General features: G+C 62.9%; 17 protein-coding genes. 14 read left to right on the forward strand and 3 right to left on the reverse strand.

Annotated features, from left to right (window positions below; translation table 11 throughout):
- Positions 1–93: 93 nt before the first annotated feature.
- The 7 genes from norR (at position 94) to PSH86_RS14185 (ending at position 6,810) form a co-directional block, all read left to right on the forward strand.
- Positions 94–1,626 carry a nitric oxide reductase transcriptional regulator NorR gene (gene norR / locus PSH86_RS14155; protein WP_163853878.1) on the forward strand — a complete coding sequence of 511 codons (1,533 nt, stop codon included), beginning with the start codon at positions 94–96 and terminating at the stop codon, positions 1,624–1,626.
- Positions 1,627–1,832: 206 nt separating this feature from the next.
- On the forward strand, positions 1,833–2,480 hold the full coding sequence (pdxH, locus tag PSH86_RS14160) for a pyridoxamine 5'-phosphate oxidase (RefSeq protein WP_163853876.1): 648 nt from the start codon (positions 1,833–1,835) through the stop codon (positions 2,478–2,480).
- Between the two features lie 88 nt (positions 2,481–2,568).
- The gene (gene moaB, locus PSH86_RS14165; RefSeq protein WP_109756137.1) at positions 2,569–3,123 is read left to right on the forward strand and encodes a molybdenum cofactor biosynthesis protein B; all 555 of its coding nucleotides are present in this window, start codon (positions 2,569–2,571) and stop codon (positions 3,121–3,123) included.
- The gene (glp, locus tag PSH86_RS14170) at positions 3,120–4,367 is read left to right on the forward strand and encodes a gephyrin-like molybdotransferase Glp (RefSeq protein WP_176687982.1); all 1,248 of its coding nucleotides are present in this window, start codon (positions 3,120–3,122) and stop codon (positions 4,365–4,367) included. Before moaB ends, glp begins: the two co-directional genes overlap by 4 nt.
- A gap of 81 nt (positions 4,368–4,448) precedes the next feature.
- Complete coding sequence (locus tag PSH86_RS14175) at positions 4,449–5,444, forward strand: peptidase U32 family protein (RefSeq protein ID WP_109756135.1); 996 nt, start codon at positions 4,449–4,451, stop codon at positions 5,442–5,444.
- An 11-nt stretch (positions 5,445–5,455) separates the two neighbouring features.
- Positions 5,456–6,346: a U32 family peptidase gene (locus PSH86_RS14180; RefSeq protein WP_109756134.1), complete on the forward strand. Its 891-nt coding sequence runs from the start codon at positions 5,456–5,458 to the stop codon at positions 6,344–6,346.
- Positions 6,340–6,810 (forward strand): SCP2 domain-containing protein, encoded by a 471-nt coding sequence (locus PSH86_RS14185; RefSeq protein WP_116832266.1) that lies wholly within the window; start codon positions 6,340–6,342, stop codon positions 6,808–6,810. The genes PSH86_RS14180 and PSH86_RS14185 overlap by 7 nt, the downstream gene beginning before the upstream one ends.
- A gap of 152 nt (positions 6,811–6,962) precedes the next feature.
- On the opposite strand, the gene PSH86_RS14190 is transcribed toward PSH86_RS14185, so the two are convergent.
- The 3 genes from PSH86_RS14190 to PSH86_RS14200 form a co-directional block, all read right to left on the reverse strand.
- Positions 6,963–7,640 carry a Crp/Fnr family transcriptional regulator gene (locus PSH86_RS14190; RefSeq protein WP_109756132.1) on the reverse strand — a complete coding sequence of 226 codons (678 nt, stop codon included), beginning with the start codon at positions 7,638–7,640 and terminating at the stop codon, positions 6,963–6,965.
- A gap of 263 nt (positions 7,641–7,903) precedes the next feature.
- Positions 7,904–8,551, reverse strand: coding sequence for a two-component system response regulator NarL (gene narL / locus PSH86_RS14195; protein ID WP_109756131.1), 648 nt, complete (start codon positions 8,549–8,551; stop codon positions 7,904–7,906).
- A complete protein-coding gene (locus tag PSH86_RS14200; protein ID WP_163853869.1) occupies positions 8,548–10,347 on the reverse strand; it encodes a HAMP domain-containing protein in 1,800 nt (599 codons plus the stop codon). Before PSH86_RS14200 ends, narL begins: the two co-directional genes overlap by 4 nt.
- Before the next feature lie 309 nt (positions 10,348–10,656).
- On the opposite strand from PSH86_RS14200, the gene PSH86_RS14205 reads away from it, so the two are divergent.
- From PSH86_RS14205 to PSH86_RS14235, 7 genes are all read left to right on the forward strand, one after another.
- Positions 10,657–11,958 carry a nitrate/nitrite transporter gene (locus PSH86_RS14205; protein ID WP_370873810.1) on the forward strand — a complete coding sequence of 434 codons (1,302 nt, stop codon included), beginning with the start codon at positions 10,657–10,659 and terminating at the stop codon, positions 11,956–11,958.
- Positions 11,936–13,333 (forward strand): NarK family nitrate/nitrite MFS transporter, encoded by a 1,398-nt coding sequence (locus PSH86_RS14210; RefSeq protein WP_109756128.1) that lies wholly within the window; start codon positions 11,936–11,938, stop codon positions 13,331–13,333. Before PSH86_RS14205 ends, PSH86_RS14210 begins: the two co-directional genes overlap by 23 nt.
- Before the next feature lie 64 nt (positions 13,334–13,397).
- Positions 13,398–17,171 carry a nitrate reductase subunit alpha gene (locus PSH86_RS14215; RefSeq protein ID WP_305490288.1) on the forward strand — a complete coding sequence of 1,258 codons (3,774 nt, stop codon included), beginning with the start codon at positions 13,398–13,400 and terminating at the stop codon, positions 17,169–17,171.
- 1 nt (position 17,172) lies between these two features.
- Positions 17,173–18,711 (forward strand): nitrate reductase subunit beta, encoded by a 1,539-nt coding sequence (gene narH / locus PSH86_RS14220; RefSeq protein WP_116832270.1) that lies wholly within the window; start codon positions 17,173–17,175, stop codon positions 18,709–18,711.
- A gap of 2 nt (positions 18,712–18,713) precedes the next feature.
- Positions 18,714–19,469, forward strand: coding sequence for a nitrate reductase molybdenum cofactor assembly chaperone (narJ, locus tag PSH86_RS14225; RefSeq protein ID WP_109756126.1), 756 nt, complete (start codon positions 18,714–18,716; stop codon positions 19,467–19,469).
- Entirely contained in the window at positions 19,462–20,142 is a 681-nt protein-coding gene (narI, locus tag PSH86_RS14230) for a respiratory nitrate reductase subunit gamma (RefSeq protein ID WP_163853865.1), read from the forward strand. Before narJ ends, narI begins: the two co-directional genes overlap by 8 nt.
- Positions 20,143–20,152: 10 nt before the next feature.
- Entirely contained in the window at positions 20,153–21,121 is a 969-nt protein-coding gene (locus PSH86_RS14235) for a peptidylprolyl isomerase (protein WP_305490289.1), read from the forward strand.
- Positions 21,122–21,141: the final 20 nt, after the last annotated feature.

Genomic DNA, 21,141 nt, shown 5'->3' on the forward strand with positions numbered 1-21,141 from the left:
CAACCGATTGAAAATAAAGCATTAAATATTTTGCAGGGTGATTGTCACCCTGATTGTGAAGGGTCAAACGAACCCTGGAGGGTCATCACTACCATGCTGCGTGAAAGCCTGGCCGCCGACCTGATCGTCGAGCTGCCCAATGCGGTGCGATTGCAGCGCCTGGTGCAGACCCTGCGCGAATACTTCAACAGTGGCGCCGTGGGGCTGCTGCGCCTGGACGATGACAGCCTCAGGCCCGTGGCCACCGTGGGGCTGGTCCACGAAGCGTTGGGTCGGCGCTTCGTGATTGCCCAGCACCCGCGCCTGGCGGCGATCATGGCGTCGCGCGAACCCACCTGGTTCGAGCCGGACAGTCGCTTGCCGGATCCTTATGACGGCTTGCTCGACAACCACGTCGGCGAGCCGCTGCCGGTGCACGACTGCATGGGCGTGAGCCTGTACGTGGAAGGCCGGCTCTGGGGCGCGATCACCCTGGATGCGTTGCACGCCGGCACCTTCGACAGCCGCGCCCGGGAGGAACTCAAGCGCTGTACGTTGCAGATCGAGGCGGCGGTGCGAGTCACTCGGCTGGAACAGGAAAACCGTAGCCTGCGGGCATCGCGCAGTGATCTGGCGGACCTGCGCCTGCCGGCTGAAGAGGGCGAGATCCTCGGGCGCAGTGAAGGTTTGCAGCAATTGCTCAATGAGTTGGATGTGCTGGCCGACTCGGAACTGCCGGTGCTGTTGCTGGGGGAGACCGGCGTGGGCAAGGAGTTGTTCGCCCGCCGCCTGCATCGCCTGTCCCGGCGCGGCCACAAGCCGTTGGTCCAGGTCAATTGCGCAGCGTTGCCGGAGTCCCTGGCTGAAAGCGAGTTGTTCGGCCACGTCAAAGGTGCGTTCTCCGGGGCGACTACCGACCGTGCCGGGCGTTTCGATGCGGCCAATGGCGGTACGTTGTTTCTCGATGAGGTCGGTGAATTGCCGTTGAGCGTGCAGGCCAAATTGCTGCGCACCTTGCAGAACGGTGAGATCCAGCGCCTGGGGGCGGACAAGCCGCTGCACGTCGATGTGCGGATCATCGCCGCCACCAACCGGCATTTGCCCGACAGTATTCGCGACGGGCTGTTTCGCGCCGATCTGTATCACCGGCTTTCGGTCTACCCGGTGCCGATCCCACCGCTGCGCGAGCGCGGTCATGATGTGTTGATGCTGGCCGGGCACTTTCTCGAACTGAACCGCACGCGACTGGGTTTGCGCGGCTTGCGCCTGTCGCCGGCGGCCGAACAGGCACTGCTGGCGTACTCCTGGCCGGGGAACGTGCGGGAGCTGGAACACGTGATCAGTCGCGCCGCGTTGAAGCAACTGAGCCACGGCGCCAATCGCAGCTTGATCATGACCTTGGAACCGCAGGTGCTGGATCTGGACGTCAATGCCAGCGCAGCCTCGGCCCAGGCGCTGCCTGAACAAGCCCTGGAGGCTCTGGATGCACCAATGCAACCCTTGAGCGAAGCCGTCGATGGTTGTCAGCGCCAGGCGATTCTCAAGGCCCTGGAGCGTTGCGGGCAGAACTGGGCCGGGGCGGCGCGGCTGTTGGAGGTTGACCCGAGCAATCTGCATAAGCTGGCGCGGCGGTTGGGGCTCAAATAGTGGTTTGCCTGTTACACCGAGGCGTCTTCATCGCGAGCAGGCTCGCTCCCACAGGGTGCTTGTGAACACAGTCGATCCACTGTGGGGGCGGGCTTGCTCGCAAAGAGGCCGGCACATTCACCACAAGAGCCGGCATTGACAACGATCAAGGCCCGCCAACGCCGCAGAATCCACACTGGCCAAAACCCATAGTGGAGATCACCGCCATGCCCCTTTCCCTGGCCAAAATGCGCCGCCAGTACACCCTCGATGGCCTGGATGAAGCCCAGGCGCCGGACGACCCGATGGTTTTGTTCGGGTTGTGGATGCAGCAGGCCCGCGACACCGAAAGCCCGCCGGTGGAAGCCAACAGCATGGCCCTGGCGACGGTGGACGAGCAGGGCCAGCCTCATTGCCGGGTGCTGTTGCTCAAGGGGTTCGGTCCGGACGGCTTTGTGTTTTTCGGCAACTACGACAGCCTCAAGGGCCAGGACCTGGCGGTCAATCCCAGGGCCGCGATGACGTTTTTCTGGCCGGGGCTGGAACGGCAAGTGCGCATCGAAGGGCCGGTCCACAAACTCGCCCCGGCGTTGTCGGATGCCTATTTCGAGTCCCGCTCCGTGGCCAGTCGCCTGGGGGCCTGGGCGTCGCCACAAAGCCAACCATTGGCGGATCGGGCCGTGCTGGAAACCTTGCTCACGCAGACCGAACAACGCTTCGCCGGCCAATCGGTGCCGCGTCCGGCGCATTGGGGCGGTTATTGCCTGCGACCGGAACGACTGGAGTTCTGGCAGGGCCGTGCCGACCGTTTGCATGATCGTCTCGACTATCGCCTGCAAGACGGCGCCTGGCAGCGCACGCGTCTGGCGCCCTGACGCCGAGGGAGGTACCTCCAAGGAGGAATAGGCCCGGCAACGATTGCGGTTCAGGCTGGGCCATCTTTTTCTGATAGGACGGCTGATCATGGCCCATCTGACGCAACGTCTCTTTCAACCGTTGAACATCGCGGTCCTCACCATCAGTGACACCCGCACCTTCGACACCGACACCTCGGGGCAGACCCTGGCGGACCTGCTGCAAACGGCCGGGCATGTGCTCATCGACCGTGGCCTGGTGAAGGACGATATCTACCAGATCCGTGCCCAGGTCTCACAGTGGATCGCCGACCCCAAGGTGCAGGTGGTGTTGATGACCGGCGGCACCGGTTTCACCCCGCGCGACAACACGCCCCAAGCGGTGGCACCGTTGCTGGACAAACAGGTCGACGGTTTCGGCGAGCTGTTCCGCCAGGTGTCGCTGGCCGAGATCGGCATGTCCACCCTGCAATCGCGAGCGTTGGCGGGCATGAGCAACGGTGTCCTGGTGTGCTGCTTGCCGGGTTCGCCGGGAGCTTGTCGGACTGGTTGGGAACAGATCCTGGCCGGGCAACTGGACAGCCGCACCGGCCCGTGCAATTTCACCCCCCACCTCAAGCCGCAGCCAGGCATTGCCCTGCAACCTTGTGAGGCACGTTCATGAGCCGCGGCGGGTGTGGCAGCGTCTGTGACAGTGGTGCGCTGATGCCGGTGGATGAAGCCATCCGCTATTTGCTGGATCAGGCGCCGCTGCCGCCTCCGGTGCAGCGGGTGGCGCTGGACCAGGCCTTGGGTCGCGTGCTGGCGACCGATGTTCGCTGTCCCATGAACCTGCCGCCGTGGGACAACAGCGCCATGGACGGTTATGCCCTGCGGGCCGCCGACCTGCCGGTCGATGGCGGTTATCTGACCTTGGCCGGGCGCATTGCCGCCGGGGAGGCACCGGGTCAACCATTACAGGCCGGGCAGGTGGTGCGCATTTTTACCGGCGCGCCGCTGCCGCCCGGGGCTGACACGGTGGTGCCCCAGGAAAGTTGCCGGGTGGAAGGTGAGCGGGTCTGGCTGCCACCAGTCAAGGGCGCAGAGCATGTGCGCAGGGAAGGTGAGGAAATGCAGCGCGGGGACCGTTTGCTCCAGGCCGGAAAACGCTTGCGCGCCCAGGAACTGGGGTTGCTGGCCGGTGCCGGGATTGCCCGGGTAGAGGTCTATCGCCCCTTGCAGGTGGGCCTGCTCAGCAGTGGCGATGAACTGCGCGAACCCGGCCAAACGCTGGCGCCAGGGCAGATCTACAACAGCAATCGCCACAGTCTCATGGCGCTGCTGCGCGGCTGGGGCCTTGAGGTACATGACTACGGCGTCATGCCTGACAAGCTGCTTGCCAGTCGTCAGGCCTTGAGCCTGGCGGCAACCGAATGCGACTTGCTGCTGACCTCCGGCGGCGTGTCGGTGGGTGAGGAAGATCATCTCAAGCAAGCGATCGAAGCCCTGGGTAGCGTTGACCTGTGGCGCCTGGCGATCCAGCCGGGCAAACCCCTGGCCTTTGGCGAGGTGGCCGGCAAACCCTGGATCGGGCTGCCGGGCAACCCTTCGGCGGCACTGATTACCGCGTTGATCGTCGTGCGGCCGTTCCTGTTCCGGGCCCAGGGCATGGATGAGGTGTTGCCCACGGCGTTGCAGTTACCGGCCGGGTTCGACTGGTTGAAACCCAACCGGCGACGGCAGTACCTGCGGGCGAAATTGACCCCGGCCGCCGATGGCTCGCTGTGTGTCGAGCTGCATCCCCAGCAGAGTTCGGCCATGTTGGCGGCCGCCTGCTGGGCTGATGGCTTGGCCGTGGTGGAGTGCCAGGCGCAAGTGCATAAGCACGACAAAGTGATGTATCTGCCGTTCGCGAGCCTGATGCATTGACGGCAATTGATTGCCGTCAAGGTGGCCGGCCGAGGGCTGGCTAGACTGGCGGCGCCCTTAGTTTTCTCACGAGGATGCCCCATGCAACTGGTTTGCCCGGCAGGGAATCTGCCTGCCCTCAAAGCGGCGGTGCGCCAAGGCGCCGATGCCGTCTATGTCGGCTTTCGCGATGACACCAATGCCCGGCACTTCGCCGGGCTGAACATGGACGACAAGCAGTTCGACGCGGCTGTCGCGCACATCCGTCAACACCAACGCAAACTGTACGTGGCGGTCAACACCTACCCGCAACCCAAGGGCTGGGAGCGCTGGCAACGGGCGGTGGACCGCGCCGCCGATTTTGGCGTGGATGCGTTGATCGCTGCCGACCCCGGTGTGCTCGGTTACGCCCGCCAGCGCCATCCACAGTTGGCGCTGCACCTGTCGGTACAAGGCTCGGCGACACACGCGGCGGCACTGGCTTTTTACGCCGAGCGCTATGACATCCGCCGCGCCGTGCTGCCACGGGTACTGTCCCTGGCCCAGGTGCGGCAGGTGGCGGCGGCCAGTCCGGTGCCGATCGAGGTCTTTGGTTTCGGCAGCTTGTGCATCATGGCCGAAGGCCGTTGTCACTTGTCTTCCTATATCACCGGCGAGTCGCCGAACCTGTGTGGAGTCTGTTCGCCGGCCAAGGCGGTGCGCTGGAGCGAGGACGCCCAAGGCCTCAGCGCACGCCTGAGCGAGGTGCTGATCGACCGCTACACCCCCGAAGAACCGGCCGGTTATCCGACCTTGTGCAAAGGCCGCTTCCTGGTAGGCGGCAAGCGCTTCCATGCGTTGGAAGAACCCACCAGCCTCGACACCCTCGACCTGCTGCCGGAACTGGCGGCCATCGGTGTCGAAGCAGTGAAGATCGAGGGGCGCCAACGCAGCCCGGCCTACGTTGAACAAGTGACCCGGGTCTGGCGCGCCGCACTGGACGCCCACCAGGTCGCGCCGCAACGGTTCCGGGTGCAGGAAGAATGGCGCCAGGTGCTGGCGGGTTTGTCCGAAGGCAGCCAGACCACCCTGGGTGCCTACCATCGATCATGGCAATGAGGGGAGGCCAGATGAAACTCAGCCTGGGACCGGTCCTGTTTTACTGGGACAAAGCGCAACTGGGGAATTTCTATGCCGAGATGTCGGCATTGCCGCTGGACGTGATTTACCTGGGGGAAACCGTGTGTTCGAAACGCCGGGCGTTCTCCCTGGATCAATGGCTGGGCCTGGGGCGCGAGCTGCAAACCTGCAGCCAGGCACAGATTGTGTTATCGAGCCTGACGCTGATCGAAGCGGCCTCGGAGCTTTCTTCGCTGCGCCGCCTGTGTGACAACGGTCAATTGCTGGTGGAAGCCAACGACATGGGGGCGGTGCAGTTCATGGCCGAACGCAAGCTGCCCTTTGTCGCAGGTCCGGCGCTGAACCTGTACAACGGCCACGCTCTGGCGCAATTGCAAGACAGCGGCATGATCCGCTGGGTGCCGCCCGTGGAGTGCTCGGCGGCGCTGATCGGCGATGTGCTGGAGCAGGTGCGGGACATGGACCGCGACGTGCCCGAAGTAGAGATCTTCGCCTACGGCCATCTGCCCTTGGCGTACTCGGCGCGCTGCTTTACCGCCCGGGCCGAAAACCGGCCCAAGGACGACTGCCAGTTCTGTTGCATCAACTACCCCGACGGGCTGGCGTTGAGCAGTCAGGAAGGTCAGCAGTTGTTCACCCTCAACGGCATCCAGACAATGTCCGGCGAGGTGACGAACCTGCTGGCCGATTACAACGCGCTGATGGCCTGCGGTGCCGACGTGCTGCGCCTGAGCCCGCGCGCCCAGGGCATGGCCGAGGTGGTCACGGCCTTCGACAAGGTGCGTCAGGGCGAGGCACCACCGCTGTTCGTGGACGGTTGCAATGGCTATTGGCATGGTCACGCCGGCATGTTGAAGGTAGAGGAGGCGGGCCTGTGTTGAGTCCGAAGAAGTGGCTGCTCAAAGGTGCCGACCGCTTGCTGCCGCTGGTGGGCAAGGTGCCGTTCGTGGTGCAACGGCTGACGTTGCAGCAGGCGCTCAACCGTTGCCTGGCCGAGCCGCTGCGCGATGGCGGGTTCGATGTGCTGCGCGGGCGTTGGTTGTGCCTGCGCGTGCCCGACCTGAAACTGTGCTGGTACCTGACCCTGGCGCGGGACGGACTGCGCATCGCCGAACGGGCCGAGGCCCAGGTCACCATCAGCGGCAACTGGCGTGAGTTCCTGTTGCTGGCCAGCCGTCAGGAGGATCCGGACACGTTGTTTTTCCGTCGCCGCTTGGTCATCGAGGGGGATACCGAGCTGGGGTTGGCGTTGAAGAACTTGATCGACAGCCTCGACCCGGAGGTCTTGCCGCCGTGGCTATGGCGCAATCTGGAGCGGGCGGGCAAGGGGTTGGCGGCAAGTTAGGGCAGATTGCATTGGCTCTTGTGGCGAGGGGATTTATCCCCGCTGGGTCGCGAAGCGGCCCCATTCAATGTGCCCGATACATCGCCTTGGGACTGCTTCGCAGTCCAGCGGGGATAAATCCCCTCGCCACAAGGGAACTGGGTCTGGGCCCACTATTGCTGGTAAGCCTCCAGCTCATCCTCGGCCAGGATGCGAATATTGCGCCGCTCCATGGCAATCAACCCCCCATCCACCAACCGATGAAGAATCCGCGAAAACGTCTCCGGCTGGATCCCCAGCTTGGAAGCCACCAGACGCTTGGACACCTGCAACACCACCTGACCATCCCGCGGATCGCGTTCCTGCAACAGGAAATTGATCACCCGCCGACTGGCACTGGCCAAGGTCAGGTTGTCGATATCCTTCAGGCGTTGGTGCAGATGGATGCTCATGCTCGCCAGGATCGCCAGGCAGACCTTCGGTTGGTCCTCCAGGGCGTTCCGGTAATGGTTGCCTTCGACACTCACTAGCACGCTGTCCTTGATTGCCGACGCGCTGACCGGGTAGCAACGGGCCTGGCTGAACAACAGGGCCTCGGCGAAGGTCTGGCCGGGCTGGATGATTTCAACCAGGTTTTCCTGGCCCTCGCCGGTCACCCGATACAACTTGATCTGCCCACTGACCAGCAGGAAAAACCGCTTGGCCGGGTCGCCCTGGTGCATGAGCGTGCTGTTGCAGGGCAGGCGCTTGAGGACGGCGAGGTTGCACACGTCCTCGAAAATCCGCTCCGGCAATTGGCTGAACAGGTGGTGACGACGCAACAGTAAAACGATGGAAGGGTGAGTCAGCATGGCGTACCTCCGCGTACCCTCATGGTAGGGCCCAAGTCGCCGTCGGCCTATGCCTCGGCAGGCCTACCTCGGAAGAGGGATGGGAAGCGGCCATGCCAGTCTGTCAGTCAAATCAATGCCTGCAGAACACAGATATTGTGGCGAGGGAGCTTGCTCCCGCTGGGCTGCGCAGCAGCCCCAAAAAAACAGGGCCGCTGCGCGCCCCAGCGGGAGCAAGCTCCCTCGCCACAGGTTGTGTGTTTATTCATGGATCCCAACCAGAGCTAGCCCACCCCGCGCAAATGCTCCATCGCCCACACTGCGGCTTCGACCCGTGAACGCAAGCCGAGCTTGTGCAGCAGGTTCTTCACATGGACCTTGACCGTACCTTCGGTGATGCCCAGCTTGTGCCCGATGACCTTGTTGCTGTAGCCACCGGCGATGGTCTTGAGTACCTGGCGTTCGCGCTCGGTCAGTTCCACATCGGCCTGGCGCGGCGGGGAGCGCAGGGCCTGGGCCATGACGCGGGTCAGGCCGGGGCTGATCACCAGGGCGCCGTTGAGGGCGTCGCGGATGTACTGGATCAGCAACTCGGGCTCCATGTCCTTGAGCAGGTAACCATTGGCGTCCAGGCGCAGGGCGTCGCGGATGTCGTCCTCGGCGTCGGATACGGTGAACAGCAGCACCTTGCCGGTGTAATTCATGGCACGCAGCCGACGCAGGGTCTCGATGCCGTTCATCTGCGGCATGTTGTTGTCCAGCAATACCAGGTCGGGCTTGAGCGGCTCGATCAGGGCCAGGGCTTCTTCGCCGTGGTTGGCTTCACCGACAATCTGCAAGTCGTCTTCGAGCTCAAGCATCTGGCGGATGCCACGTCGCATCATCGGATGATCGTCGACCAGTAGCAGGGTGTGGCGCAGGGGGGCGTTCATGTTGCGAGGCCTTCGGTGTGTTGGCCCAGGAATTCCGGTTGGAAATGCACCTGGATACGGGTGCCCTGGGGTGTACGGGAGAGAATCTGCAATTGGCCACGCAGGCTGCGGGCCCGCTCGTTCATGATGTTCAGGCCATGGTGCTCGCGCTGGTCGACTTCGCCACTGAAGCCGCGGCCATCGTCTTCGATCGACAGCCGTACGGTCTCGCCTTCCTGGCGCAGTTCGAGCCAGGCGTTTTCGGCATGGGCGTGGCGCAGGCAGTTGGACAGCGCCTCGCGGGTGATCTGCAGGATGTGGATCTGCTCGCTGGCCGACAGCTCGAAAGCCAGGCTGTCGACGAACAGGTGCACCTTGAAATTCCCACGGTTGGAGAATTCTTCGGCGGTGTCCTTGAGCTCCTCCACCAGACCGTCGTCGTGGATCTGCAAGCGGAAGGTAGTCAGCAGTTCGCGCAATTGGCGATAGGCATTGTTCAGCCCTTCGCGCAGCTCACCGGTGACGGTTTCCAGGGTCTGCACCGGCTCGCCTCGACGCATCAGGGTCTGCATGCGGCTGACTTGCAGCTTCATGTATGACAAGGCCTGGGCCAGGGAGTCGTGGAGTTCGCGGGCGATGATCGTGCGTTCGTCGAGCAGCAGCAGGCGGTGGTCCTGTTCGCGCTGGCGTTTGAGGGACAGCGACGTGCCGATCAGGTTGGCCAAGGCTTGGATCAGTGCGGTTTCCCAAGGCTGCGCCGTGTGGCCGTCGACAAAATGCGCCTTGAGCTCACCCAGTTCATTGCCCTGGTTACTGATGCTGAAGGCCTGCGGGCGCGCAGCGTTGTGTTTATGGCAACTGGCGCAATCGCTGCTGGCGCAGACCTGACGGCTGGCGGCGCCGTGCAGGGCCAGTAGATGCCTGGCCGGGGCCTGCAATTGCCCTTGCAGGCACAGCGTCAGGCGCAGGCCCGGCAGGCGCTCTTGGAAGCGCCGGATCAACTCGTCCAACCCTTCGGCATTGGCCTGTCGCGTCGCCAGGCTGCGACTGCTCTGGTACAGCAGCTCCAGGGCGGCGTTGGCGTGTTGCAGGTTCAGGGTCTTTTGCTGGACCTGGTTTTCCAGGGTGCGGTGGGATTGTTCGATGGTCTCGGCCATGGTGTTGAAACTGGTCGCCAACTGGCCCAGCTCATCCTCGGACTGATGATTGACCCGCACCTGGAACTCGCCCCGGCGAAAGCGCTGGGTGGCGTCGACCAGTTCCTGCAAGGGCGTGACCACACCGTACTGCAATTCATACAGGCCGATCAGCAGGATGATCATGGTGCTGAACAGCGCCATGCCCTGGATCGTCTGCTGCCAGCCTTGTTTGTGCTCGCTCTGGCGTTGCAGCAGGGTGACGAACTGATCCAACTGCTCAACGAAAGAGTTGGCGCTGTTCTGGAAAAACGCCGAATCGCCGCGCTCGATGGCCGGGCGCAGGGTCTGGTTCCAGCGTTGCACCAGGTTCTGGTAGCTCTGGTGCAGGGAAGTCGTCGGCCCGTCTTCCAGCACGGCGCGCAGGGCCGGGCTGTCGAGGCGTTGTTGCAGGCTGGCGATGATCGCCGGGACTTCATCGGTGGCTCCCGCCGCCAGTTTCCAGCTCAGGTGGTAGGTCTCCATGCGCACGGAACCGGCGGTGTTGATGGCGGCGGCGTCGCCCTGGCTGAACCAGGCGATCAACCCGGCGCTCAAGGAACTGGCCAGGGCCAGGATGGCGATCAGGATCACCGCCAGCCCGGCGCGAGCGGGCAGGGAACTGCGCAGCCAACGCATCATTGACGCGGGCCTGTGGGGCAAAACTGTGAACCGAGCATAGGAGGCGCCCTAGACCTGGGGGGTGTAGCAGCCAATCCTGGGCGCACTACCTCTAAAGAGTTGTCGGCCGCTCCGTTTCCATAAAAGCTTCGGCAGACTTGTTCAAGATATTGATAAATAAAGGGTTTTATCGATATCGGAATCTACCTCCTTGGAGGTAGACGGGCCAAGCATAGGCCTGTACCGCCCCGGGGCACGTTGACCCAAGTCAAGTTTTTGCGGGGTTCGTATCACTAGGCTGCGCTCATCGAACTGACGGAGTGCATCGTGATGCGAGCGCAAGTGCAACAAGGGCTGGTACTGGGGATGAGTACCCTGGCCTTCACCGTGTGCTTCATGGTCTGGATGATGTTTGCCGTGCTGGGCGTTCCGATCAAGGAACTGCTGGCCCTCAATGAAACCCAGTTTGGCCTGCTGGCCGCCACGCCGGTGTTGACCGGTTCGCTGGTGCGTTTGCCCCTGGGGCTTCTGACCGACCGCTTTGGCGGACGGATCGTGTTCTTCCTGCTGATGCTGTCCTGCGTGTTGCCGCTGTACCTGATCACCCTCGCCACGGCCTTCTGGCAGTTCCTGGTGCTGGGCCTGTTCGTCGGCCTGGCCGGTGGCTCGTTCTCGGTGGGCATCGCCTACGTCGCCAAGTGGTTCGACAAGCAGAACCAGGGGTTTGCCATGGGCGTCTTCGGTGCCGGCAATGCGGGGGCGGCGGTGACCAAGTTCCTCGCCCCGGCGCTGATCGCCTTCGGCTCCTGGCACCTGGTGCCAAAAGTGTTCAGCGCGATCCTGTTCATCACCGCACTGTTGTTCTGGTTCCTCACCAGCGAGAAAAAGGAACACAGCGGCACCGGCGGCGCGACGTTGCGCGAGCAATTGAAAACCCTGAAAGAGCCGGCCGTGTGGCGCTACTGCCAGTACTACTCGATCGTGTTCGGCGGCTACGTGGCCCTGGCCCTGTGGATGACCAAATACTACGTGCAGGAATACGGTTTCAGCCTGCAAAGCGCAGCGTTGCTGGCGGCGTGTTTCTCCCTGCCCGGTGGCGTGCTGCGAGCCGTCGGTGGCTGGATGTCCGACCGCTGGGGCGCCCAGAGCGTGACCTGGTGGGTGTTGTGGGTCAGCTGGATCTGCCTGTTCCTGCTGTCCTATCCCCAGACTCAACTGCAAGTGCAGACCGTCAACGGCATCGTCGATTTTCACATCGGCCTCAACGCCACGCTGTTCACCGTACTGCTGTTCGTGATGGGCATCGCTTTCGCGTTCGGCAAGGCCTCGGTTTTCAAGTACATCGCTAACGACTACCCGAAAAACATGGGCGCAGTGTCCGGCATCGTCGGCCTGGCCGGCGGCTTGGGCGGGTTCGTGCTGCCGATCATGTTCGGCGCCCTGGTGGACCTCACCGGCGTGCGCTCGTCCTGCTTCATGTTGATGTACGGCGTGGTCTGGGTCTCCCTGACCTGGATGTACTTCAGCGAAATGCGCAAGCGCCCGCTGCTGGGTAAACAGTCGTCGGCCAGCCAATCCCCGTTTTCCAGCATTGCCCAAGGAGAAGAACATGTCCGTTCTGCAAACGCCTGAAAAAGGCCCGGTCATTCATGACTGGCGCCCGGAAGATCCCGCATTCTGGGGCCGCAGCGGCAAACTGACCGCCCGGCGCAACCTGTGGATTTCCATCCCGGCGCTGCTGTTGGCCTTCGCCGTGTGGATGGTCTGGAGCACGGTGATCGTGCGCCTGAACGCCATCGGCTTCAGCTTCAGCACCGACCAGTTGTTCTGGCTGGCGGCATTGCCGGGGCTGTCGGGTGCGACCTTGCGCATCTTCTATTCGTTCATGGTGCCGATTTTCGGTGGCCGGCGCTGGACCGCCCTGAGCACCGCTTCGCTGTTGGCACCTGCACTGTGGATGGGCTTCGCCGTGCAGGATCCGACCACGCCCTACAGCGTGTTCGTGCTGATCGCGCTGCTCTGCGGTTTTGGTGGCGGCAACTTCGCCTCGAGCATGTCCAACATCAGCTTCTTCTACCCCAAGTCCCAGCAGGGCACGGCCCTGGGCCTGAACGCCGGGCTGGGTAACCTGGGCGTGTCGGTGATGCAGTTCTGTGTACCGCTGGTGATTTCCTTCGGTGTGTTCGGCTTCATGGGCGGCCAGCCGCAGGTGTTGGCTGACGGCAGTTCGCTGTGGCTGCAGAACGCCGGTTTCATCTGGGTGCCGTTCATCCTTGCCGTGACCCTGATCGCCTGGTTCGGCATGAACGATTTGTCCAGCGCCCGTGCTTCGTTCAGCGAGCAGGCGGTGATCTTCAAGCGCAAGCACAACTGGCTGATGTGCTGGTTGTACCTGGCAACCTTCGGTTCGTTCATCGGCTTCTCCGCCGCCTTTCCACTGCTGATCAAGACCTCGTTCCCGGACGTCATTGCCTTGAAATTCGCCTTCCTCGGGCCACTGGTGGGTGCGCTGGTACGGCCGTTGGGCGGTTGGCTGGCGGACAAGCTCGGCGGCGCGAAAGTCACTTTGTGGAACTTCGTCCTGATGATCGCCATGGTGTTCGGGGTCCTGCACTTCCTGCCTCAAGGCGGCCAGGGCGGCAACTTCTACGGCTTCCTGGGCATGTTCATGTTGCTGTTCATCACCACTGGCGTGGGCAACGGTTCGACCTTCCGCATGATCCCGGTGATCTTCCGCACCCTGCATGAAAAAGCCGCCCTGGGGAAAAAGCCCGAGGTGCGCGAGCAAGCGATCAAGAACGCCGGCAAGGAATCGGCCGCGGTGCTGGGTTTCAGCTCGGCCATGGGTGCCTTCGGTGCGTTCTTCATTCCTAAATCATTCGGCTCTTCGATGGCCCTGACCGGCGGCCCGGAGATGGCCTTCTACATGTTCGTCGGCTTCTACCTGAGCTGCATCGTGGTGACCTGGTGGTGGTACGCCCGCAAGGGCGCCGCAACACCTTGCTAAGCCGAACCTAAACCTGCGTGGGCGGGGCGCAGACCCCGCGGAGCAAGCCTGAGAGGAACACACTGTGAGTCATTTATTGGATCAACTGCGGTTTTTCAACCGCAAGCAAGGCGAGTTTTCCGATGGTCACGGCGAGACCCGCAAGGAGTCCCGGGACTGGGAGAACGTCTACCGCTCCCGCTGGCAGTACGACAAGATCGTGCGTTCCACCCACGGGGTGAACTGCACCGGCTCGTGCTCGTGGAAGATCTACGTCAAGAACGGCCTGATCACTTGGGAAACCCAGCAGACCGACTACCCGCGCACTCGTAACGACCTGCCCAACCACGAGCCACGCGGTTGCCCTCGCGGCGCGAGCTACAGCTGGTACATCTACAGCGCCAACCGGCTCAAGTACCCGAAGATCCGCAAGCCACTGCTCAAGTTGTGGCGCGAAGCCCGGCAGACCCTGGCGCCAGTGGAAGCCTGGGCCAGCATCGTCGAGAACAAAGCCAAGGCCGACTCGTACAAGAGCAAGCGCGGCATGGGTGGCTTCATCCGTTCCAACTGGGAAGAAGTCAACGAGATCATCGCCGCCGCCAACGTCTACACCGTCAAGGAGCACGGCCCGGACCGGGTTGTGGGCTTCTCGCCGATCCCGGCCATGTCGATGGTCAGCTATGCCGCCGGCTCGCGTTACCTGTCGCTGATCGGTGGCGTGTGCCTGAGCTTCTATGACTGGTATTGCGACTTGCCACCAGCCTCGCCCATGGTCTGGGGCGAGCAGACCGACGTGCCGGAATCGGCCGACTGGTACAACTCCAACTACATCATTGCCTGGGGCTCCAACGTCCCGCAAACCCGTACCCCTGACGCCCACTTCTTCACCGAGGTGCGCTACAAGGGCACCAAGACCGTGGCGATCACCCCGGACTATTCGGAAGTCGCCAAGCTCACCGACCTGTGGCTCAACCCCAAGCAGGGCACCGACGCCGCCCTGGCCCAGGCCTTCAACCATGTGATCTTCAAAGAATTCCACCTGGACAAGCCGAGCGCCTATTTCACCGAATACGCCAAGCGCTACACCGACCTGCCGGTGCTGGTGATGCTCAAGCCGATGCTCGGCGGGGCGCCCGGTGCCGGTTACCAGCCGGACCGTTTCCTGCGGGCCAGCGACCTGACCGACAACCTCGGCCAGGAAAACAACCCGGAATGGAAAACCATCGCCCTGGATGCCGCCGGCGAACTGGTTTCGCCCCAAGGCTCCATCGGCTATCGCTGGGGTGAGAAGGGCAAGTGGAACATCCTGCCCCGTGAAGGTGGCGAGGGGCGTGAGATCGACCTCAAGCTGAGCCTGATCGGCGGCGACGTCGCCGAGGTGGCGTTCCCATACTTCGCCGGTGAAGCCCAGGAGCACTTCCAGCATGTGGCCGGTGAAGCGGTGCAGTTCCGTCGGGTGCCGGTGCACAGCGTGGTGCTGGCCGATGGCAGCGTGGCGAAAGTCGCCACCGTATTCGACCTCTCGGCGGCCAACCTGGCCATCGACCGTGGCCTGGGCGGCGCCAACGTTGCCAAGGACTATAACGACGCCTCGGTGCCCGGCACTCCGGCCTGGCAGGAGCAGATCACCGGTGTGAGCCGCGAGAAGGCGATCCAGATCGCCCGTGAGTTCGCCGACAACGCCGACAAGACCCGTGGACGCTCGATGATCATCGTCGGTGCGGCGATGAACCACTGGTACCACATGGACATGAACTACCGCGGGCTGATCAACATGCTCATGCTCTGCGGTTGCGTCGGCCAGACCGGCGGCGGCTGGGCCCACTATGTCGGCCAGGAAAAACTCCGTCCGCAATGCGGCTGGCTGCCCCTGGCCTTCGGCCTGGACTGGAACCGTCCGTCACGGCAGATGAACGGCACCAGCTTCTTCTATGGTCACAGTTCGCAATGGCGCCACGAGAAGATGAGCATGCACGATGTGCTCTCGCCCCTGGCCGACAAGTCGCAGTTCCCTGAGCACGCCCTGGACTACAACATCCGCGCCGAACGCGCCGGCTGGTTGCCGAGCGCACCACAACTCAACACCAACCCGCTGCACATCTGCCGTGATGCCGCCGCCGCGGGCCTGGAGCCCAAGGACTACGTGGTCAAGTCGCTGCAGGACGGCTCCCTGCGCTTTGCCTGCGAACAACCGGACAGCCCGGTGAATTTCCCGCGCAACATGTTCATCTGGCGCTCCAACCTGCTGGGCTCCTCGGGCAAAGGCCACGAGTACATGCTCAAGTACCTGTTGGGCACCAAAAACGGCGTGATGAACGAAGACATCGGCCAGGTCGGCGACTGCAAGCCTACCGAAGCCGAATGGGTCGACGAGGGCGCCATTGGCAAGCTCGACCTGGTGACCACCCTGGACTTCCGCATGTCCTCGACCTGCGTGTATTCCGACATCGTCTTGCCGACCGCCACCTGGTACGAAAAAGACGACATGAACACCTCGGACATGCACCCGTTCATTCACCCACTCTCGGCCGCCATCGATCCGGCCTGGGAATCGCGTTCGGACTGGGAAATCTACAAGGGCATCGCCAAGGCGTTTTCCGCCATGTCGGTCGGCCACCTGGGTGTCGAGAAAGACCTGGTCACCGTACCGTTGATGCACGACAGCGTCGGCGAACTGGCCCAGCCGTTTGGTGGCACTGACTGGAAAAGCGCCGGTGTGGCGCCGGTACCGGGCAAGAACGCACCGAACCTGCAGGTGGTGGAGCGCGACTACCCGAACATCTACAAGCAGTTCACTTCCCTGGGCCCGATGCTGGAGAAACTCGGCAACGGCGGCAAGGGCATCAACTGGAACACCGACACCGAAGTGAAGTTCCTCGGTGAGCTGAACCACAAGGAAGTTGAAGCGGGCATCAGCCAAGGGCGGCCAAAAATCGACAGTGCCATCGACGCTGCCGAAGTCATCCTGTCCCTGGCCCCGGAAACCAACGGCCATGTCGCGGTGAAAGCCTGGGCGGCGCTGTCGGAATTCACCGGCATCGACCACAGCCACCTGGCGGTGTCCAAGGAGCACGAGGCGATTCGCTTCCGTGACATCCAGGCCCAGCCACGCAAGATCATTTCCAGCCCGACCTGGTCCGGCCTGGAAGACGACCACGTGAGCTACAACGCCGGCTACACCAACGTCCATGAATCGATCCCATGGCGGACTATCACCGGTCGCCAGCAGTTCTACCAGGATCACCCGTGGATGCAGGCGTTCGGCGAGCAGCTGATGAGTTATCGGCCGCCGGTCAACACCCGCACCATCGCTGGCGTGAAAGGCAAGCGCAGCAATGGCCAGACCGAGATCGTCCTGAACTGGATCACTCCGCACCAGAAGTGGGGTATCCACAGTACCTACAGCGACAACCTGCTGATGCTCACCCTCAGCCGTGGCGGCCCGATTGTCTGGCTCTCGGAAATTGACGCCAAGCACGCCGGCATCGAGGACAACGACTGGATCGAGTGCTTCAACGTCAACGGCGCGCTGACCGCCCGGGCGGTGGTCAGCCAGCGGGTCAAGGAAGGCATGGTGATGATGTATCACGCCCAGGAACGCATCGTGAACGTGCCGGGTTCGGAAACCACCAAGACCCGTGGCGGCCACCACAACTCGGTGACCCGCGTGGTGCTCAAGCCCACCCACATGATTGGCGGCTACGCCCAACAGGCCTACGGCTTCAACTATTACGGCACGGTCGGTTGCAACCGCGACGAATTCGTCGTGGTGCGCAAGATGGCCAAGGTCGATTGGCTCGACGGTTCCAGTGGCGATGATCTGCCGCGTCCACTGCCGACTGATATCGAGGAGAACTGAGATGAAGATTCGCTCACAAATCGGCATGGTCCTGAACCTGGACAAATGCATCGGCTGCCACACTTGCTCGATTACCTGCAAGAACGTCTGGACCAGTCGCGAAGGCATGGAATACGCCTGGTTCAACAACGTCGAATCCAAGCCGGGCATCGGCTATCCCAAGGAGTGGGAAAACCAGGACAAGTGGAAGGGCGGCTGGATCCGTAACGCGGACGGTTCGATCAACCCGCGCATCGGCGGCAAGTTCCGCGTGCTGGCGAACATCTTCGCCAACCCGGACCTGCCGAGCCTGGACGACTACTACGAACCGTTCGACTTCGACTACCAGCACCTGCACACCGCACCGCTGGGCGAGCACCAGCCTACCGCGCGACCACGTTCGGTAGTGTCCGGCAAGCGCATGGAGAAGATCGAGTGGGGTCCGAACTGGGAGGAAATCCTCGGCACCGAATTCGCCAAGCGGCGCAAGGACAAGAACTTCGACAGGATCCAGGCGGACATTTACGGCGAGTACGAAAACACCTTCATGATGTACCTGCCGCGCCTGTGCGAGCACTGCCTGAATCCGGCGTGCGCGGCGTCCTGCCCAAGCGGGGCGATCTACAAGCGCGAGGAGGACGGCATCGTCCTGATCGACCAGGAAAAATGCCGCGGCTGGCGCATGTGCATCAGCGGCTGCCCGTACAAGAAGATCTACTTCAACTGGAAGAGCGGCAAGTCGGAAAAATGCATCTTCTGCTACCCGCGCATTGAAGCGGGTATGCCGACCGTCTGCGCTGAAACCTGCGTTGGCCGCATCCGTTACCTCGGCGTGCTGCTGTATGACGCCGATCGCATCAGTGAAGTGGCGAGCACTGCCAATGAGCAGGACTTGTACGAGAAACAACTGGAGATCTTCCTCGACCCGAACGACCCGGCGGTGATTCGCCAGGCCCTGGCCGATGGCGTGCCGCAGTCGGTCATCGATTCGGCGCAACGCTCGCCGGTCTACAAAATGGCCGTGGACTGGAAACTCGCACTGCCGCTGCACCCGGAATACCGCACCTTGCCAATGGTCTGGTACGTGCCGCCACTTTCGCCAATCCAGAACGCCGCCGCGGCTGGCACCGTGGGCATGAACGGGGTGATCCCGGATGTCGACAGCCTGCGCATTCCGCTGCGTTACCTGGCGAACATGCTCACCGCCGGTGATGAGAAACCGGTCAAGCATGCCCTCAAGCGCCTGCTGGCGATGCGTGCCTACAAGCGTTCCGAGCAGGTCGACGGCGTGCAGGATCTGCAAGTGCTGGCCGACGTTGGCTTGAGCGTGAACCAGGTGGAAGAGATGTACCGCTACCTGGCGATTGCCAACTACGAAGACCGTTTCGTCGTGCCAAGCGCTCACCGCGAAGACGCCATGAGCGATGCGTTCGCCGAGCGCTCCGGCTGCGGTTTCAGCTTTGGCAGCGGTTGCAGCGGCAGCTCCGACACCAACATGTTCGGTGGCAAGAAGGCCAACCGCCGCGACGTGATCAAAACCGTGCAGTTGTGGGAGGAATGAGCATGCGCATTCTCAAGGTGATTTCGTTGCTGCTCGATTACCCGACCGAGACCCTGGTGGCCGGTCGGGATGAGCTGGAACAAGCGATTCTCCAGGCACGGGAAATCAGTCCCAACCAGCGCGCCGGGTTGTTCGAATTGCTCGAGGTGATCTGCGGCAAGGACCTGATGGACGGCCAGGAGCACTACGGTGCGCTGTTCGGCCGCGGCCGTTCGCTCTCGCTGCTGCTGTTCGAACACGTGCACGGCGAGTCCCGCGACCGCGGCCAGGCCATGGTCGACATGATGGCCCAGTACGAAGAAGCCGGTTTCGCCATCGGCGTCAAGGAACTGCCCGACTACATCCCGCTGTACCTGGAGTATCTCTCCACCCGCGAAGACATCGAGGCCCGCGAGGGCCTGGCCGATGTAGCACACCTGCTGGCCTTGCTCGCGGCGCGCCTGGAAGAGCGTGAAAGCGCCTACGCCAGTTGCTTCCGGGCCTTGTTGCAGATCTCCGGGGCCGAACCCCAGGGCGCGGTCGCCGAACTGCGTGAGCAGGTCAAGGCCGAGCCACGGGACGACTCCCTCGAAGCCCTGGACAGGGTCTGGGAAGAAGAGGCAGTGGATTTCATGAAGGCCGAGCAGCAAGACCGTTGCAGCTCGATGCCAAGCGCGCCGGGCAAGGCGCGGGACGAAAGTGCGGTACCGCTGCACTGGGTGGATTTTCAGCATGAAGGGCTGGCCGCAGCGCCAGCCGGGGAGGTGGGCAATGTCTAAATGGGATCTGTTGTTGTTCGGGGTCTACCCCTATATCGCCCTGGCGATTTGCCTGATCGGTAGCTGGGCGCGGTTCGACCTGTCCCAGTACACCTGGAAGGCCGGTTCGAGCCAGATGCTCAACAAGCGCGGCATGCGCGTAGCCAGCAACCTGTTCCACATCGGCGTGCTGTTCGTGCTGGCCGGGCACTTTGTCGGGCTGCTGACGCCATCGGCGATTTACCACCATGTGCTGAGCACCGAGAACAAGCAGTTGTTGGCGATGGTCTCCGGCGGTTTCTTCGGCGTGCTGGGCCTGATCGGCCTGGTGATGCTGCTCAACCGTCGCTTGACCGACCCACGGGTGCGTGCCACGTCCAATGCCTCGGACATCCTGGTGTTGGTGGTATTGCTGGTGCAACTGGTGCTGGGGCTGATGACCATCGTCGCCTCGACCGCACACATGGACGGTTCGGTGATGGTGATGCTGGCCGACTGGGCCCAGAACACCGTGCTGTTGCGTCCGGTTGAAGCCGCTACCTCGATCGCACCGGTGGGCCTGGTCTACAAGCTCCACGTAGTGCTGGGTCTGACCTTGTTCGTGTTGTTCCCGTTCACCCGTCTGGTCCATGTCGTCAGCGCGCCGGTCTGGTACCTGGGGCGTCGTTATCAAATCGTTCGGCAGAAGTTTTGAGGAGAAGATCATGGCGAGTGGATGCGGATGTGGCGGTGGTGGCGGCGGTAGTGGTGGCTGCGGTTCCTCGGCAAAAGCGGCAGCGGTGATCGCGCCGGTTGTCGATACCGAACCGGCGGGGACGGTGCAGTTCGAGCCGGCCCAGGCCGGCCCGGTGGCGGAGGATCAAGCGCCGCAGTTGATTGCCAGCAGCGAGCAGGAATGGCCAATCATCAGCGTCAACGGGGTCTCGATCACCCCGCAGGCGATGGCCCAGGAGCTGCAATATCACCCGGCTGACAGTCGCGAAGAGGCGGTCTACCAGGCGGCACGGGCCCTGGTGATCCGCGAATTGCTCCAGCAACGTATCGCCGAGTTGGGCCTGGCGCTGCAGGTCGGTGCCGGAGAAAACGAAGAGGAAGCGGCGACGCGGTTGCTGCTCGAACGTGAGGTGCAGGTGCCGCAGTGCGACGAGGCCACCTGTCTGCGTTATTACGAAAGCAATCGGGCGCGTTTTCACAGCGCACCGCTGCTGGCGGTGCGGCACATCCTGCTCGAATGCGCGCCGGACGATGCCGAGGCGCGCAGTCTGGCTCATGTGCAGGCCGAGTTGCTGCTGGAACGGCTGGACCAGTTCCCCGGCAGTTTCGCCGAGCTGGCGCTGAAGTATTCGGCGTGTCCGTCCAAGGAGCAGGGTGGCTCGCTGGGGCAGATCAGCAAGGGCCAGACCGTGCCTGAGCTGGAGCGGCAGTTGTTCACCCTGCCGGCGGGCCTGGCCAGCAAACCGCTGGAAAGTCGCTACGGCTGGCACGTGATCAGCATCGACCAGCGCATCGATGGCCAGCCGTTGCCCTATGAGGCGGTGGCGACGGCGATTCGTACCCAGTTGCAGCAGGGGGTTTGGCAAAAGGCGCTGGTGCAGTATCTGCAAACCCTGATCGGTGCGGCGGACATCCGCGGCATTCACCTTCAGGGTGCCGACTCGCCGCTGGTGCAGTGAGCACTGGCTCAATCGGGAGA

Origin of the sequence: Pseudomonas sp. FP2300 (assembly GCF_030687595.1) — a bacterium.
GTDB classification, from domain to species: domain Bacteria; phylum Pseudomonadota; class Gammaproteobacteria; order Pseudomonadales; family Pseudomonadaceae; genus Aquipseudomonas; species Aquipseudomonas bijieensis.